The 14,197-nt window shown below is 68.8% G+C and carries 14 protein-coding genes; 10 read left to right on the forward strand and 4 right to left on the reverse strand.

The window, feature by feature from the left end; translation table 11 throughout:
• Positions 1-19 precede the first annotated feature (19 nt).
• From folE2 to RXV79_RS07770, 5 genes are all read left to right on the forward strand, one after another.
• Positions 20-832: a GTP cyclohydrolase FolE2 gene (gene folE2 / locus RXV79_RS07750; protein WP_316702829.1), complete on the forward strand. Its 813-nt coding sequence runs from the start codon at positions 20-22 to the stop codon at positions 830-832.
• Positions 833-954: 122 nt separating this feature from the next.
• Positions 955-2,211: a lipoprotein-releasing ABC transporter permease subunit gene (locus tag RXV79_RS07755; protein ID WP_316702830.1), complete on the forward strand. Its 1,257-nt coding sequence runs from the start codon at positions 955-957 to the stop codon at positions 2,209-2,211.
• Positions 2,204-2,881, forward strand: a complete 678-nt coding sequence (locus tag RXV79_RS07760) for an ABC transporter ATP-binding protein (RefSeq protein ID WP_316702831.1) — start codon at positions 2,204-2,206, stop codon at positions 2,879-2,881. Before RXV79_RS07755 ends, RXV79_RS07760 begins: the two co-directional genes overlap by 8 nt.
• A gap of 91 nt (positions 2,882-2,972) precedes the next feature.
• A complete protein-coding gene (locus RXV79_RS07765) occupies positions 2,973-5,195 on the forward strand; it encodes an ATP-binding protein (protein ID WP_316702832.1) in 2,223 nt (740 codons plus the stop codon).
• Positions 5,192-5,560, forward strand: coding sequence for a response regulator (locus RXV79_RS07770; RefSeq protein WP_316702833.1), 369 nt, complete (start codon positions 5,192-5,194; stop codon positions 5,558-5,560). Before RXV79_RS07765 ends, RXV79_RS07770 begins: the two co-directional genes overlap by 4 nt.
• Positions 5,561-5,569: 9 nt before the next feature.
• Here the strand turns inward: RXV79_RS07770 and RXV79_RS07775 are convergent, their stop codons facing one another.
• From RXV79_RS07775 to RXV79_RS07790, 4 genes are read right to left on the reverse strand one after another with little or no spacing between them, the layout of a single operon-like run.
• On the reverse strand, positions 5,570-6,598 hold the full coding sequence (locus RXV79_RS07775) for a VWA domain-containing protein (RefSeq protein ID WP_316702834.1): 1,029 nt from the start codon (positions 6,596-6,598) through the stop codon (positions 5,570-5,572).
• Positions 6,579-7,556, reverse strand: coding sequence for a DUF58 domain-containing protein (locus RXV79_RS07780; RefSeq protein ID WP_316702835.1), 978 nt, complete (start codon positions 7,554-7,556; stop codon positions 6,579-6,581). Before RXV79_RS07780 ends, RXV79_RS07775 begins: the two co-directional genes overlap by 20 nt.
• Positions 7,519-8,529, reverse strand: a complete 1,011-nt coding sequence (locus tag RXV79_RS07785; protein WP_316702836.1) for an AAA family ATPase — start codon at positions 8,527-8,529, stop codon at positions 7,519-7,521. Before RXV79_RS07785 ends, RXV79_RS07780 begins: the two co-directional genes overlap by 38 nt.
• 12 nt (positions 8,530-8,541) lie before the next feature.
• The gene (locus RXV79_RS07790) at positions 8,542-9,510 is read right to left on the reverse strand and encodes a S1C family serine protease (RefSeq protein WP_316702837.1); all 969 of its coding nucleotides are present in this window, start codon (positions 9,508-9,510) and stop codon (positions 8,542-8,544) included.
• Between the two features lie 142 nt (positions 9,511-9,652).
• On the opposite strand from RXV79_RS07790, the gene RXV79_RS07795 reads away from it, so the two are divergent.
• From RXV79_RS07795 to RXV79_RS07815, 5 genes are all read left to right on the forward strand, one after another.
• A complete protein-coding gene (locus RXV79_RS07795) occupies positions 9,653-10,468 on the forward strand; it encodes a TatD family hydrolase (protein ID WP_316702839.1) in 816 nt (271 codons plus the stop codon).
• Positions 10,469-10,475: 7 nt separating this feature from the next.
• Positions 10,476-10,994: a DNA-deoxyinosine glycosylase gene (locus RXV79_RS07800; RefSeq protein ID WP_316702840.1), complete on the forward strand. Its 519-nt coding sequence runs from the start codon at positions 10,476-10,478 to the stop codon at positions 10,992-10,994.
• 2 nt (positions 10,995-10,996) lie between these two features.
• Entirely contained in the window at positions 10,997-11,776 is a 780-nt protein-coding gene (locus RXV79_RS07805) for a spermine/spermidine synthase domain-containing protein (protein WP_316702841.1), read from the forward strand.
• Positions 11,773-13,584 (forward strand): type IV pilus assembly ATPase TfpB, encoded by a 1,812-nt coding sequence (locus tag RXV79_RS07810; RefSeq protein WP_316702842.1) that lies wholly within the window; start codon positions 11,773-11,775, stop codon positions 13,582-13,584. Before RXV79_RS07805 ends, RXV79_RS07810 begins: the two co-directional genes overlap by 4 nt.
• Positions 13,585-13,724: 140 nt before the next feature.
• A complete protein-coding gene (locus RXV79_RS07815) occupies positions 13,725-14,189 on the forward strand; it encodes a tripartite tricarboxylate transporter TctB family protein (protein WP_316702843.1) in 465 nt (154 codons plus the stop codon).
• Positions 14,190-14,197 lie beyond the last annotated feature (8 nt).

The raw sequence follows: 14,197 nt of genomic DNA on the forward strand, positions 1-14,197 counted from the left end.
CGGCTGAGAGGTTTTTGGTATGAATCACATGACAGACGCGAAGAGCGCCTTGATGAAAGACGCGCTCCACATTCCCGACACGCAAAGCGAGCGCGACGAGCGCCATCTGGCCATCCAACGCGTCGGCGTGAAGGATGTGCGCTTTCCCATGACGCTGAGCATGGGCAAGACGCCCCAGCCCACCATCGGCGTGTGGGACATGGACGTTGCCCTGCCTGCCGAGCAGAAGGGTACGCACATGTCGCGCTTCGTGGCCTGGCTCGACACGCTCAACGAGCCGCTCGACCCCGCCACCCTGCGCCGCCATTTCGACGCGATGCTGCAGAAGCTGCACGCGACCGAAGGCCGTGTCGAGGTGCGCTTCCCGTTCTTCATCCGCAAGCGGGCGCCGGTGTCGGGCCTGGAAAGCCTGCTCGACTACCAGGGCAGCTGGATCGCCGAATGCCGCAACGGCCAGACCATCGTGTGGTCGCAGGTGCTGGTGCCGGTGAAGTCGCTGTGCCCATGCTCGAAGGAGATCTCCGACTACGGCGCGCACAACCAGCGCTCGCACGTCACCATCCGCGCCGAGCTGCTCGGCGACGTGGCCTGGGGTGAGCTGGTGCGTTTTGCCGAAGAGTCGGCCTCCAGCGAAATCTGGCCGATGCTCAAGCGGGCCGATGAAAAGTGGATCACCGAGCGCGCCTACGAGAACCCCAAGTTCGTCGAAGACCTGGTGCGCGACGTGGCCCTGCGGCTCAATGCCGACAAGCGCATCGGCCGCTACTCGGTGGACGTCGAGAACTTCGAGTCCATCCACAACCACTCAGCCTACGCCCGGATCGAGCGCTGACGCGCGCGCGGTGGGTCAGAGCCCGCCGCGAGGGCCGGCGTGACCCCAGCCATGCCGGCAAGCCGTGCCAGTCGCGGGTACCGCAGCGCCTGTGCAAGGCCCTCGGGTAGCATCCGCGCACCATGAATTGGCCCTATGAACTGCAAATCGGCTGGCGCTACACGCGCGCTGGCCGTGCCGGTCGTCGCAACGGCTTCATCTCCTTCATCTCCGGCGTGTCGATGCTCGGCATCGCACTCGGCGTGGCCGCGCTCATCATCGTGCTGTCGGTGATGAACGGCTTCCAGAAGGAAGTGCGCGACCGCATGCTGTCGGTGGTGGCGCACATCGAGGTGCTCGAAGGGCAGGGTGCTGGGCTGCCCGATTGGCGCGCCACGGCCGCCAAGGCGCGCGAGAACCCACAGGTGGTGGGCGCGGCGCCCTTTGTGGCAGCGCAGGCGCTGATCGCCCGCGGCGACGAGATGCGCGGCGCCGTGGTGCGCGGCATCTCGCCCGACGAAGAGGCCACCGTCACCGACCTCGCCGCGCAGCTCAAAGACACCACGCTTGCCCGTCTCGTGCCGGGCCAGTGGGGCATCGTGCTCGGCAGCGAGCTGGCCCGCCAGCTCGGCGTGCGTGCCGGCGACAACGTCACCATCCTGGCGCCCGGCGGCCAGGTCACACCGGCCGGCGTGGTGCCGCGGCTCAAGCAGATGACGGTGGTCGGCACCTTCGACTCCGGACACTACGAATACGACAGCACGCTTGCACTCATCCACCTCGACGACGCGCAGCGCCTCTTCCGCGTCGAAGGCCCGACCGGCGTGCAGCTGCGCTTGAAAGACCTGCACGAAGCGCCCACCGTGGCCTATGAGCTGAGTGCCGCGATGGGCTCGCAGGTCTACGTGCGCGACTGGACGCGCACCAACCGGAACTGGTTCGCCGCAGTGCAACTCGAGAAGCGCCTGATGTTCATCATCCTCACGCTGATCGTCGCGGTGGCGGCCTTCAACCTCGTGTCCACGCTCGTGATGACGGTGACCGACAAGCGCGCCGACATCGCCATCCTGCGCACGCTCGGCGCCAGCCCGCGCTCGATCATGGGTGTCTTCATGGTGCAGGGCGCCGCCTCGGGCGTGATCGGCACGCTGGCCGGCGTGGTGCTCGGGCTCCTCGTGGCCTTCAACGTGGGCACCATCGTGCCGTTCATCGAGCGCCTGCTGCACACGAGCTTCCTCCCCGGCAGCGTCTACCTCATCAGCCAGATGCCCAGCGAGCCGCAATCGGCCGACATCGTGCCCATCACCCTCATCTCCCTGGCGCTGGCCTTCGTGGCCACGCTCTACCCGAGCTGGCGCGCAAGCCGCGTGCAACCCGCAGAGGCCCTGCGCTATGAGTGAGATCGTGATCGAGGCCCGCGGCCTGCACAAGCGTTTCACCGAAGGGGGGCTCGACGTGGCCGTGCTGCAAGGCGTCGACCTCACCGTGCAGCGCGGCGAGACGCTCGCGATCGTCGGCGCCTCCGGCTCCGGCAAGAGCACGCTGCTGCACCTGCTGGGCGGGCTCGAGCTGCCCACGCAAGGCCAGGTGAAGCTCGCCGGGCGCGACTTCGCCAGCATGAGCGCCAGCGAGCAGGGCGTGTGGCGCAACCAGCACCTCGGTTTCGTCTACCAGTTCCACCACCTGCTGCCCGAATTCACCGCGCTCGACAACGTGGCGATGCCGCTGCGCATCCGCCGCATGGCCAAGGCCGAGGCGCGCGAGCAGGCGCGTGCGGTGCTGGCCCAGGTGGGCCTGGCCGAGCGTGTGGACCACCGACCCTCGCAGCTCTCGGGCGGCGAGCGGCAGCGGGTGGCGATCGCCCGCGCGCTGGCCGGCCACCCGGCCTGCCTGCTGGCCGACGAGCCCACCGGCAACCTCGACCGGCGCACCGCCGATACGGTGTTCGAGCTGATGCTCGGCCTCACGCGCGATCGAGGCATGGCGCTCGTGATGGTCTCGCACGACGAAGCGCTCGCTGCGCGCTGCAGCCGCGCGCTCCACCTCACGTTGGGCCGGCTGGCGGGGTGATCCTGCTACCGGGGGGCGCGCGCGACAAGCTGGCCCCGCATCGCTAGACTGGGTCAGGCGCTTTTCGCCGCCCCCTCGTGGACCCCCCATCGTGTCGCCCCTCCGCCCGCGTCCGGTTCGTGCGCTGACCCGCCGGCTCGTGTTTGCGGCCATCGTGCCGGGGTGGGTGCTGGCGCTGGTGATGGTGTGGTCGGCCTACCAGCGCGAGCGCGACAACCGCCTGGAGGCGATGCTGCAGACCGCCCGCGCGATGGCCTACCAGGCCGACCGCGAGCTGGGCACCAGCATCGGCGTGCTGCAGGCGCTCGCCACCTCGACCCGCATCGACGAAGGAGATGACCGCGGCTTCCACGAGCGTGCGAGCGACGTGCTCAAGCTCAGCGGCGGCGACAACATCGTGCTCTTCGACACCGCGCTGCAGGGGCGGGTCAGCGTCGCCCACCCCTTTGGCACCCCTTTGCCCAAGTTGGAGCGCGACCGCTTTCCCACCGTGCTGGCGAGCCTGCAGCCGGCCGTGTCGGATCTCTTCATCGGCCAAATGTCGCGCCAGCCGCAGGTCGCGGTGGCAGTGCCGGTCGTGCGCGAAGGCCGTGCCATCGCCCGACTGGAGATGGTCTTCAAGCCCGCGCGCTTCCAGCAGATCATCGATCGCCAGGGGTTCGATCCGGAGTGGACGGTGGGCATCCTCGATGGTGCGAGCCAGATCGTCGCCCGCAACCGCGACGCGGCCCGGCACATCGGCCAGCCGGTCGCTCCGGTGGTGCAGGAGCAGCTCAGCCGGCGCGACGAAGGCATCTTCCAGGGCCACACCAGCGACGGCATCGACACCATCGCGTGCTTCACGCGGTCGGGCACGTATGGCTGGTCGGTGGCGATCGGCATGCCCGTCAGGGTGCTGCATGCGGAGCTGGCGCGCCGGCTCGGGCTCGTGTTCGGCGCCGGCGTGCTGCTGCTCGTGCTCGGCTGGTGGCTCGCGAGCTTCATGGCACGCCGCATCGCCGAGCCGGTGCAAGCGCTGGTGGGCCCGGCGCTCGCGATCGGCCGCGGCGAGCCGGCGATGCCCGCTGCGAGTGAGCTCACCGAAGCCAACGATGTGGCGCATGCCCTGTCGCAGGCGCAGGCCTTGCTGCAGCAGCGTGAAGATGCCCGCCTGCGGGCCGAGGCGGCGCGTGTCGAGAGCGAATCGCTGCTGCGCCTGGCGCTCGATGCGAGCGAGATCGGCGACTGGGACATGGACCTGCGCAGCGGCGAGATCCAGCACTCCGCTCGCCACGACCGCTCGTTCGGCCACGCCGAGCCGCTCGCGCGCTGGACGCTCGACGACTTCTGGCGCCAGGTGCACCCCGACGACCGCGCCCGCGTGGCCGCGCACATGGACGAGACCCTGCGCACCCGCGCGCCGCGCTGGCGACAGGAGTTCCGCGTGATCTGGCCCGACGGCAGCGTGCACTGGCTGGCCACGAGCGGCATGCTGGTCGTGGAAGACGGCGAGCCGGCGCGGCTGCTCGGCATGGTGATCGACATCACCGACCGGGTCGAAGCCGAAGCGTTGCGCGTGCAGCGCGTGCAGCTGGAAGCCGAAAACCGCCAGGTGGTGGAGGCGAGCCGCGTCAAGAGCGAGTTCCTCGCCAACATGTCGCACGAGTTGCGCACGCCGCTCAACGCGGTGATCGGCTTTGCCGACATCCTGCGCTCGCCGCTTCTGCCGGCCGACTCGCCCAAGCGCGATGAGTACCTCGGCCACATCGCCAACGGCGGGCGCCACCTGCTCGAACTCATCAACGACGTGCTCGACCTCGCCAAGGTCGAGGCCGGCAAGCTCCAGCTCACCCCATTGCCGCTCGACCTGCCGGGCCTGGTGGGCGAGGTGACGGGCATGCTGCAGGCTGAAGCCGAGCGCAAGCGCATCGTCGTCGAGGTGCAGCTCGACCCGTCGCTCGACGATCTCGTGCTCGACCCGGCCCGGCTCAAGCAGGTGCTCTATAACTTCCTGTCGAACGCGATCAAGTTCACCGGCCCCGGCGGGCGGGTGCAACTGCGCGCGGTGGCCGAAGACGAGTCGTGGTGGCGCATCGAGGTCGAAGACAATGGCGTGGGCATCGCCGCGGCCGACCAGGCTCGGCTCTTCATGCCCTTCCAGCAGGTGCACACCGGCCTCGCCAAGACCCACGGCGGCACCGGCCTCGGGCTGGCCCTCACGCGCCGGCTCGCCGAGCTGCAGGGCGGCAGTGTGGGGCTGCGCAGCGAACCCGGCGTGGGCAGCGTCTTCCATGTGCGCCTGCCCCGGCGCGCTGCGCCCGGAGCGTTGCCATGACCGCGCCGCTGGTGCTGATCGTCGACGACAACCCGGTCAACCTGGAGCTGGCCTCGATGGTGCTGTGCAGCGCCGGCCTGCAGGTCGCCACCGCCGATGGCGCCGAGGCTGCCCTGCGGGCCCTTGCACACACGCGGCCCGACCTCGTGCTGCTCGATATTCAGATGCCTCACGTCGACGGCCTTGCGCTCCTCGGCCAGCTGAGGGCCGACCCTGCGACGGCCGATCTCGTGGTCGTCGCCTTCACCGCCTATGCGATGAAGGGCGACCGCGAGCGCCTGCTCGCCGCCGGGTGCGACGGCTACATCAGCAAGCCCATCGAGATGGCTACCTTCGCCGAGCAGGTGCGTGCGCTGCTGCGCTAGGGCCTGCGCTCAGGCCACGCGCCCGAACCACCACACCGACAGCGCGGCCGACAGCAGCACCATCAGCGCTGCGGCGGCGGCGAAAAACGCGGTGATCTCGGTTTCCTTCTTCTCGACGACGAGCCGCGAGCTGAGCGACTGGTAGACCTTCTTCAGGTCGTCGGCCGTGCCGGCGTAGAAGTATTCGGCGCGGGTGAGGTTGGACACGCCCTTGAGCGTCTCCTCGTCGAGCCGCACGCGCATCGACCAGCCTTCGAAGCCGATGGTCTCGCCTTCCTTGGTGCCGATGCCCACCGAGTAGACCTTCACCCCGCGGTCGGCCGCCATCTTGGCGGCGTCCATCGGGTCAGGGCCGGTGGTGCGCTGGCCGTCGGTCAGGAGCACGATGGCGGCCGACGAGAACGACCCCGGTGGCACCGGCGTGAACTCCTTCGGCGGCTTGTCGCCGGGGCCGATGGGCATGTTGCGCGCGCCGGTGATCTGCGAGAGATCGATGCCCGCCTCGGGGAAGATGGTGGCGAGCGAGAGCACGATGCCACTGCCGATGGCGGTGCCGCGCTGCAGCTGGAAGCGGTCGATGGCGGCTTCGATGTCTTCGCGGTTGAGCGTGGGCGGCTGCACCACGGCGGCGGTGCCGGCGAACGACACGACGCCCACCCGCACGCTGCGCGGCAGGTCTTTCAGGAAAGCCTTCGCGGCATCTTGTGCAGCCACGAGACGGTTGGGCTGAACGTCGGTCGCCCGCATGCTGCCCGAGACGTCCATCGCGAGGATGATGGTCTCCTGCTGCAGCGGCAGCGTCACCACCGCGCGCGGGCGTGCGGCGGCAACGAGCAGTGTCGCAAGGGCCAGCAGCATCAGCACCGGCGGCACGTGCCGGCGCCAGCCCTGGCCCTTGCCGGCCACCTGCTTCACGAGTGCCAGGTTGGCGAAAGTGAGCATCACCTTCTTGCGGCGGTGGAGCAGCCACCAATAGAGCAGCACGAGCAGCGGCAGTGCCGCCAACGACCACAGGAACTCAGGCCACACGAAGCTCATCACGCCCTCCGGTGGTGTTGCGTTTCAAATGGGCCGGCAGCCCGGCCCCCGAGTTGAGCCGCATGCGCTGCTTGCGCAGCTCGACGAAGCGCAAGAGCGTGGCGAGCAGGTCTTCATCGGTGGCCAGCTCCAGCGTGTCGACGCCCGCACGCGCCAGCGATTCGCGCAACGCGGTCTCCTGCCGTTCGGCGCCTTTCTCGTAGCGCGAGCGGAAGCCGGGGTCGTTGGTGTCGACCATGAACTGTTCGCCCGTCTCGGCGTCTTGCAGCGTGACCATGCCGAGGTCGGGCAGGGCCATCTCGAGCGGGTCGTACAGGCGCACCGCCAGTACCTCGTGGCGCAGGCTGAGTTGCGCGAGCGCCTGGTCCCAGCCCGGGGCGCTGAGGAAGTCCGACACGACGAACACCGTCGAGCGCCGTGGCATGAGCGGTGCGGCGCGTTGCAGCAAGTCCCTCAGCTGCGTGGTGGTCTTGGCAGGCTTGGCCCGGTGCTGCTGCATGCGCTGCAGCAGGTGCAGCACGTGGGTGCGGGTGCCGCGTGCCGGCAGCACTTCGTCGAGTGTGTCGCCGTAGAGCATGGCGCCCACGCGGTTGCCGTGCCGCGTGAAGAGCCGCGCGAGCGTGGCCACGAACTCGGCCGACACGCTGCGCTTGCTGCGCGCCGAGCCGAAGTCGACGCTGCCCGAGAGGTCGAGCAGGAACCAGGCGGTGAGCTCGCGGTCTTCGGTGAACTCGCGCACGTAGGGCTGCTGCAGCCGCGCCGTCACGTTCCAGTCGATGTGGCGCACGTCGTCGTGGTGCTGGTACTCGCGCAGGTCGGCAAGGTCGAGCCCCGCACCGCGGAAGAGCGTGCGGTAATCGCCCTGCAGCACGCCATCGAGACGGCGGATCACCGTCCACTCGAGGCGCCGCAGGATGGCGTCAGGCGCTGCCTGATTCGGATTGGGTCGGGCGTCCATGCATGGGTTTGTCGGGTTTGGGCAGCTTGGCCGTGATGCGCTGGATCAACTGGTCGGCGCTCATGCCGTCGGCCAGCGCTTCGTAGCTCAGCACCAGGCGGTGGCGCAGCACGTCGCCCACGAGGTCGGCCACGTCTTCGGGCAGCGCGTAGCTGCGGCCGCGCAGCATCGCCAGTGCGCGGGCGCCTTCGATGAGGCCGATGGTGGCGCGCGGGCTGGCGCCGAAGCTGATGTACTTGGCGAGGTCTTGCAGGCCGTGCCGCGCCGGGGTGCGCGTGGCGCCGACGATCTTCACCGCGTACTGCGTGAGCGAGGGGTCGACGTAGATCTTGCGGCACTCGTGCTGCAGCTCGGCCAGCTGGCCGGTGCTTGCGATCGGGCTCACGGTGACCGGGTCGCCCGTCACCCGTTCGACGATCACGAACTCTTCTTCCTCGGTTGGGTAGTCGACCACCACCTTCATCATGAAGCGGTCGACCTGCGCCTCGGGCAGCGGGTAGGTGCCTTCGGTCTCGATCGGGTTTTGCGTGGCCATCACGAGGAAGGGCGAAGGCACCTTGTGCGTCTCGCCGGCGATGGTGACCTGGCGCTCCTGCATCACTTCGAGCAGCGCGCTCTGCACCTTGGCGGGCGCACGGTTGATCTCGTCGGCCAGCAGCAGGTTGGCGAACACCGGGCCGAGCGAGGTGGCGAACTCGCCCGTCTTCTGGTTGTAGATGCGCGTGCCCACCAGGTCGGCGGGCACCAGATCGGGCGTGAACTGGATGCGCTTGAAGCTGCCGCGCAGGGCGGTGGCGAGCGTCTTCACCGTGAGCGTCTTGGCCAGGCCCGGCACGCCTTCCACCAGCAGGTGGCCCTGCGCGAGCATGGCCACCATCACACGTTCGAGGAAACGATCCTGGCCGACGACGACACGCTTCACCTCATAGAGGATCTGCTCCATCAAGGTGGCAGTCTTCGCGTGTTCAGTCATGGTGGCGTTTCCTCAGAACGGTGGCATTCCCGCGGCCGCAGCCGCGTTCTCGATGGGCACGGCAAACCCGATGCCGATGAAGGTGCGCTGCTCCGACGGGTTGAGGATGGCGGTCACGATGCCCACCACGCTGCCGTCCATCGTGACCAGCGGCCCGCCCGAGTTGCCGGGGTTGGCGGCGGCGTCGAACTGGATCAGGTTGGTCAGCTTGCGCTGACCTTGAGGCGAGCGGAACTCGCGCCGAAGGCCCGACACCACGCCGCCCGACACCGACGGCCCGATGCCGAACGGGAAGCCCACCGCGATCACCTCGTCGCCCGGTTGCAGGTCGGCAGTGGAGCGCATGGTCGCGGCGACCAGGTCGTCGGGAATGCTGCGGGCGCGCAGCACGGCGAGGTCGTGCTCGGGCTGCACGCCGATGAGCGAGGCGTCGGACTCGCTGCCGTCGGCAAAGGTCACCTTTAGCCGCTTGGAGCCGGCCACCACGTGCAGGTTGGTGAGGATGGTGCCGTTGTCGACGATCACCACGCCGGTGCCGATGGCATGGTTGGGCACGGGCGGGCCGTTCTCGGTCTTCTTCTTGGTGCTCTTGCCGCCCGGTGCCGCCTGGGGCGCGGGAGCATCGTCGGGCCCGTCGTCGCCTTCCACCCGCACCACGGATGGGGCGATGGCGGCATGGGCTTTGGCGTAGGCCGAGGGCAGGGGCTCTTTCTCGAGCGAGCGGCGCACCGAGGCATCGATGTCTTTCTGGGTGAGGGCGGCGCTGCCGGGGGCGAAGGCCCGCTGGCCGAAGGCGCCCAGCACCACCAGCAGCACGCCCACCGTGGCCCAGGCCAGGCGCTCGCGCCATGCCGATCGCTTGCGTGGCGCCACTGGCGCGGCGGCGGAGGCGCTCATGTCGGGTGCGGGCCGCACCGCAGCGGCGGTCGCGGGCGGCGACGGTTGTCGCGGCGAGCGGCTGTAGAGCGGAGCCTTTCTCATGCCTGCCACCTCCAGGTGTTCACGGGAGACTGCTGGATTCCAAACACCGCCGCCTCCTGCAGGCCGTTGCAGACCGTGTCGGCGACATGCACACCGTATCACGCCGCGGGCGTCCGTGCATGCTCAAGGCATCATCCGGGGCATGCGCTGGATCGACACCCACTGCCACCTCGATGCCCCCGAGTTCGACCCCGACCGCGACGGCGTCGTCGCGCGCGCCCATGCGGCGGGCGTGGCGCTGCAGGTGCTGCCGGCGGTGGCGGTGTCGAACTTCGAGACGGTGCGCCACCTTGCCCACCGGCACGGCCTGGCCTATGCGCTCGGCATCCACCCCTTGTGCGTGAACGACGCCGCGGAATCCGACCTCGCGGCGCTGCATGACGCGCTGCAGCGCCACCGCGACGACCCGCGCCTGGTGGCCGTGGGCGAGATCGGGCTCGACCATTTCGTGCCGGGCCTCGACCAGGCGAAGGCCCGGCATTTCTACGTGGAGCAACTCAAGCTCGCCCATGCCGCCGGCCTGCCGGTGCTGCTGCACGTGCGCCGCTCGGCCGACGCCTTGCTCAAGCAGTTGCGCCGCATTCCGGTGCGTGGCATCGCACACGCGTTCAATGGCAGCGAGCAGCAGGCGCAGGTCTTCATCGACCTCGGCTTCAAGCTGGGCTTTGGCGGGGCGATGACCTTCGACCGTGCGCTGCAGATCCGCCGCCTCGCCGAGACCGTGCCCGCCGAAAGCCTGGTGCTGGAGACAGACGCTCCCGACATCCCCCCGCATTGGCTTTACCGCACCGCCGCCGAGCGTGCGGCCGGCGAGACCTCGCGCAACGAGCCGGCGCAGCTGCCGCGCATCGCGCAGACCCTGGCCGACCTGCGCGGCTGGACGCCCGCCCAGGTGGCCGACATCACCTGGCGCAACGCACAAGTCGCACTGCCCCGGCTGGCCGCTCTGGCAGACTGACGGGCCCATGCCCCTTGCCCCCACTGCCGACACCGACCTGCTGCGCGGCCTGCCCCCCGTCATCGACCACCGCACACGCCTGCTCGTGCTGGGCAGCTTCCCGAGCGTCGCCTCGCTCGCCGCGGGTCAGTACTACGCCCACCCGCGCAACCACTTCTGGCCGTTGCTCTCTGCCGTGTGGGGGCTGGACCTTCGGGCACTGGCCTACCCGAAGCGCCTGCAAGAAGCGCTGAAGCGCGGCCTGGGCATCTGGGACGTCTACGCCCACTGCCGCCGCGAGGGCAGCCTCGACAGTGCGATCCGCGATGCCGAGTTCAACGACCTTGCAGGCTTGAAGGCCCAAGCACCGCAGCTGCAGGCCGTCGCCCACAACGGCGGCGAGTCCGCCCGCGCGATGCGCTTCACCGCCACGCTCGGCGTGCGCGTGCAGCGCCTGCCGTCCACCAGCCCCGCCAACGCCTCCTGGAGCTTCGAGCGCAAGCTGGCCGCATGGCGCGACGCGTTCGAGGCCCACGGCATTGCATGACCATGAAGAAGAACTCCAAGACGCAACCCGACATGGCCCCGGCCACGATCTCCGAATTCGAAGGGGTGCGCTACCTGCACCTCGGCACGCCCTGGGTGCAGGGCGCCATGCGCGTGCGCAAGCCGCACGCGCTCGAACTCGAATACGTGCAGCGCATGATGGTGTGGATGCTGTTTCGCAACCCCGCCTACGTGAGCAAGGCACATGCAGTGCAGCTCGGCCTCGGCTCGGCGTCGATCACGCGCTTCTGCCACCGCAACCTGCGCATGAAGACGACGGCGGTCGAACTCAACCCAACCGTGATCACCGCCTGCCGCATGTGGTTCAACCTGCCGGCCGACGACAAGAAGCTCACCGTGCTCAACCAGGACGCGGCCGTCTACGTGGCCGACGCGGCGCACATCGGCACCGCCGACGTGCTCAACGTCGACCTCTACGACCACGATGCCGCAAGCCCCGTGCTCGACGATCAGTCGTTCTACGACGCCTGCTACCGCCTGCTGGCAGACGAGGGGGTGATGACGGTCAACCTCTTCGGGCGAGACGCGAGCTTCGAGCGCAGCGCCGCGCGCATCGCCCAGGCGTTCGACGGCGACCCCGTGCTCAGCCTGCGGCCCACCAAGGAGGGCAACACGGTGGTCGTCGGCCTCAAGGGCATGGCCATGCCCGACCGCGACACGCTTGCCGCACGGGCGGAAACCATTGAAACTCTGACCGCATTGCCGGCCCGCAAGTGGCTGCGCATGATGCGCGCACTGCCTTCGCCTGAAGATCCCACATGAGCACTGCTCCCACCCAGACCGCCAAGCCCACCAAGCCTGTCAAACCCGTGTCGCACCCGGCGGGCCGGCTCGACTGGCGGCGCCTGCTGCGCTGGCTGCACGAAGACGGCGTCATCAGCTCGGCGATGCACGAGCAGACGGCGCAGCGCTTCGCCGCGGGCGACAGCGTGCAGCACCCGCTGGTGCGGCTGGCCAATGCGCAGCTGCTGCATGCGAAGAGTGGCAAGCCGCTCGACCTCGATCTGCTCACCGAGTGGCTGGCCGGCCACATCGGCATGCCCTATGTGCGCATCGACCCGCTGAAAGTCGACGTGGGGCGTGTGTCCGACGTGATGTCGATCACCTACGCCGAGCGGCGGCGTGCGCTGCCGCTTCAGTTCGGCTTGAACGAGGTGACGGTCGCGACCAGCGAGCCCTTCGACCTGGCCTGGGTGCCCGAGATCGAGGCGCACACCAAGAAGTCGCTCAAGCTGGTGGTGGCCAACCCCAGCGACATCGCCAAGTTCACGACCGAGTTCTACACGCTGCAGCGCTCGGTGCGCGCGGCCATCAAGACGGGCGAGACCTCGGCTGCCGCGAGCTTCGAGCAGCTGGTAGAGCTCGGCAAGACCAACAAGCAGCTCGACGCCAACGACCAGGGCGTGGTGCAGGTGGTCGACTGGCTGTGGCAATACGCCTTCGACCAGCGTGCGAGCGACATTCACCTGGAGCCGCGCCGCGAGCTGAGCGTGATCCGCTTCCGCATCGACGGCGTGATGCACACCGTCTACCAGCTGCCGCCGGGCGTGATGAACGCGATGGTCGCGCGCATCAAGCTGCTCGGCCGCATGGACGTGGTGGAAAAGCGCCGCCCGCTCGACGGCCGCATCAAGACGCGCAACCCGCAGGGCGACGAAGTGGAAATGCGCCTGTCGACCATCCCCACCGCCTTCGGCGAGAAGCTGGTGATGCGGATCTTCGACCCCGACACCACCGTCAAGAACCTCGATGCGCTCGGCTTCGGCACGCACGACGCGCAGCGATGGGAGCAGCTGGTCTCACGCCCGCACGGCATCATCCTCGTGACCGGCCCCACCGGCTCGGGCAAGACGACCACGCTTTACTCCACGCTGCGGCGCCTCGCCACCGACGAGGTCAACGTCTGCACCGTCGAAGACCCGATCGAAATGATCCAGCCGGCGCTCAACCAGACGCAGGTGCAGCCGGCGATCGACCTCAACTTCTCCGAAGGCCTGCGAGCGCTGATGCGCCAGGACCCGGACATCATCATGGTCGGCGAAATCCGCGACCTCGAGACCGCCGAGATGGCGATCCAGGCCGCGCTCACCGGCCACCTCGTCTTCAGCACGCTGCACACCAACGACTCGGCCTCGGCCATCACCCGCCTCACCGACCTCGGCGTGCCGCCGTACCTGATCGGTGCCACGGTGATCGGCGTGCTGGCGCAGCGGCTGGTGCGCACCTTGTGCGTGAGCTGCAAGCAGCCCGACCCTCACACCACCGCCGAAGCGATCGACGAAGTCATCAAGCCCTGGCGCATCAACGGCCGTGTCTCGGCCTACAAGCCGGTGGGCTGCCTCGAATGCCGCATGACGGGGTTCCGCGGCCGGGCCGGCCTCTACGAGCTGCTGAGCGTGAGCGAGGCGGCCGGCGCTTTCATCCACCCGACCCCCGACATCTCCAAGCTGCGCAAGCAGTCGTTGACGGAAGGACTGCGACCCCTGCGCCTGGCCGGTGCGATGAAGGTGGCCGAAGGCGTCACCACGCTGGAAGAAGTGCTGCGCTCCACGCCCGCGTGGGAGGCGTGACGCAGCACCGATGAACGTGCACCGAGCCGCGCTGTGTTCCACTCAGCGAGACACCTAGCTCGGTACGTGTAAACCACACACGGGCGCGGGGGTCTGGCTACCTAGAATCCCCCGCGAGTCATTAGCCGAGGAGCAAGGCCTTGAAAATCAAAAGCGAACGGGACTTCTGGTCCGGTCTCATGTTCCTCGTGGTCGGCATCGTGTTTGCCGTCGGGGCCACCAACTACAGCATGGGCACGTCGGCCCGCCCGGGGCCGGGTTACTTCCCGCTGCTGCTGAGCATCATCCTCGCCATCCTCGGCGCGATCGTGCTCTTCAAGAGCCTCACCATCGAGACCGAAGGCGGCGACCCCATCGGCAAGATCGCGTGGCGCCCGCTGCTCATCACCGTCGGCTCCATCGTGCTCTTCGGCGTGCTGCTGCCGCGCCTGGGCATGATCATCACGATCCCCATCCTCATCGTCGCGGTGAGCTTCGCGGGCGACGAATTCAAGTGGCGCGGCGTGCTCATCGCCGCGGTGGTGCTGACCTTCTTCTCGTGGGTGATCTTCGTGTGGGGGCTGAAGCTCACCATTCCGATGTGGCCTTCGTTCCTCGGGTCTTGAGACCCCGT

Source organism: Piscinibacter gummiphilus, assembly GCF_032681285.1.
Taxonomy (GTDB): domain Bacteria; phylum Pseudomonadota; class Gammaproteobacteria; order Burkholderiales; family Burkholderiaceae_C; genus Rhizobacter; species Rhizobacter gummiphilus_A.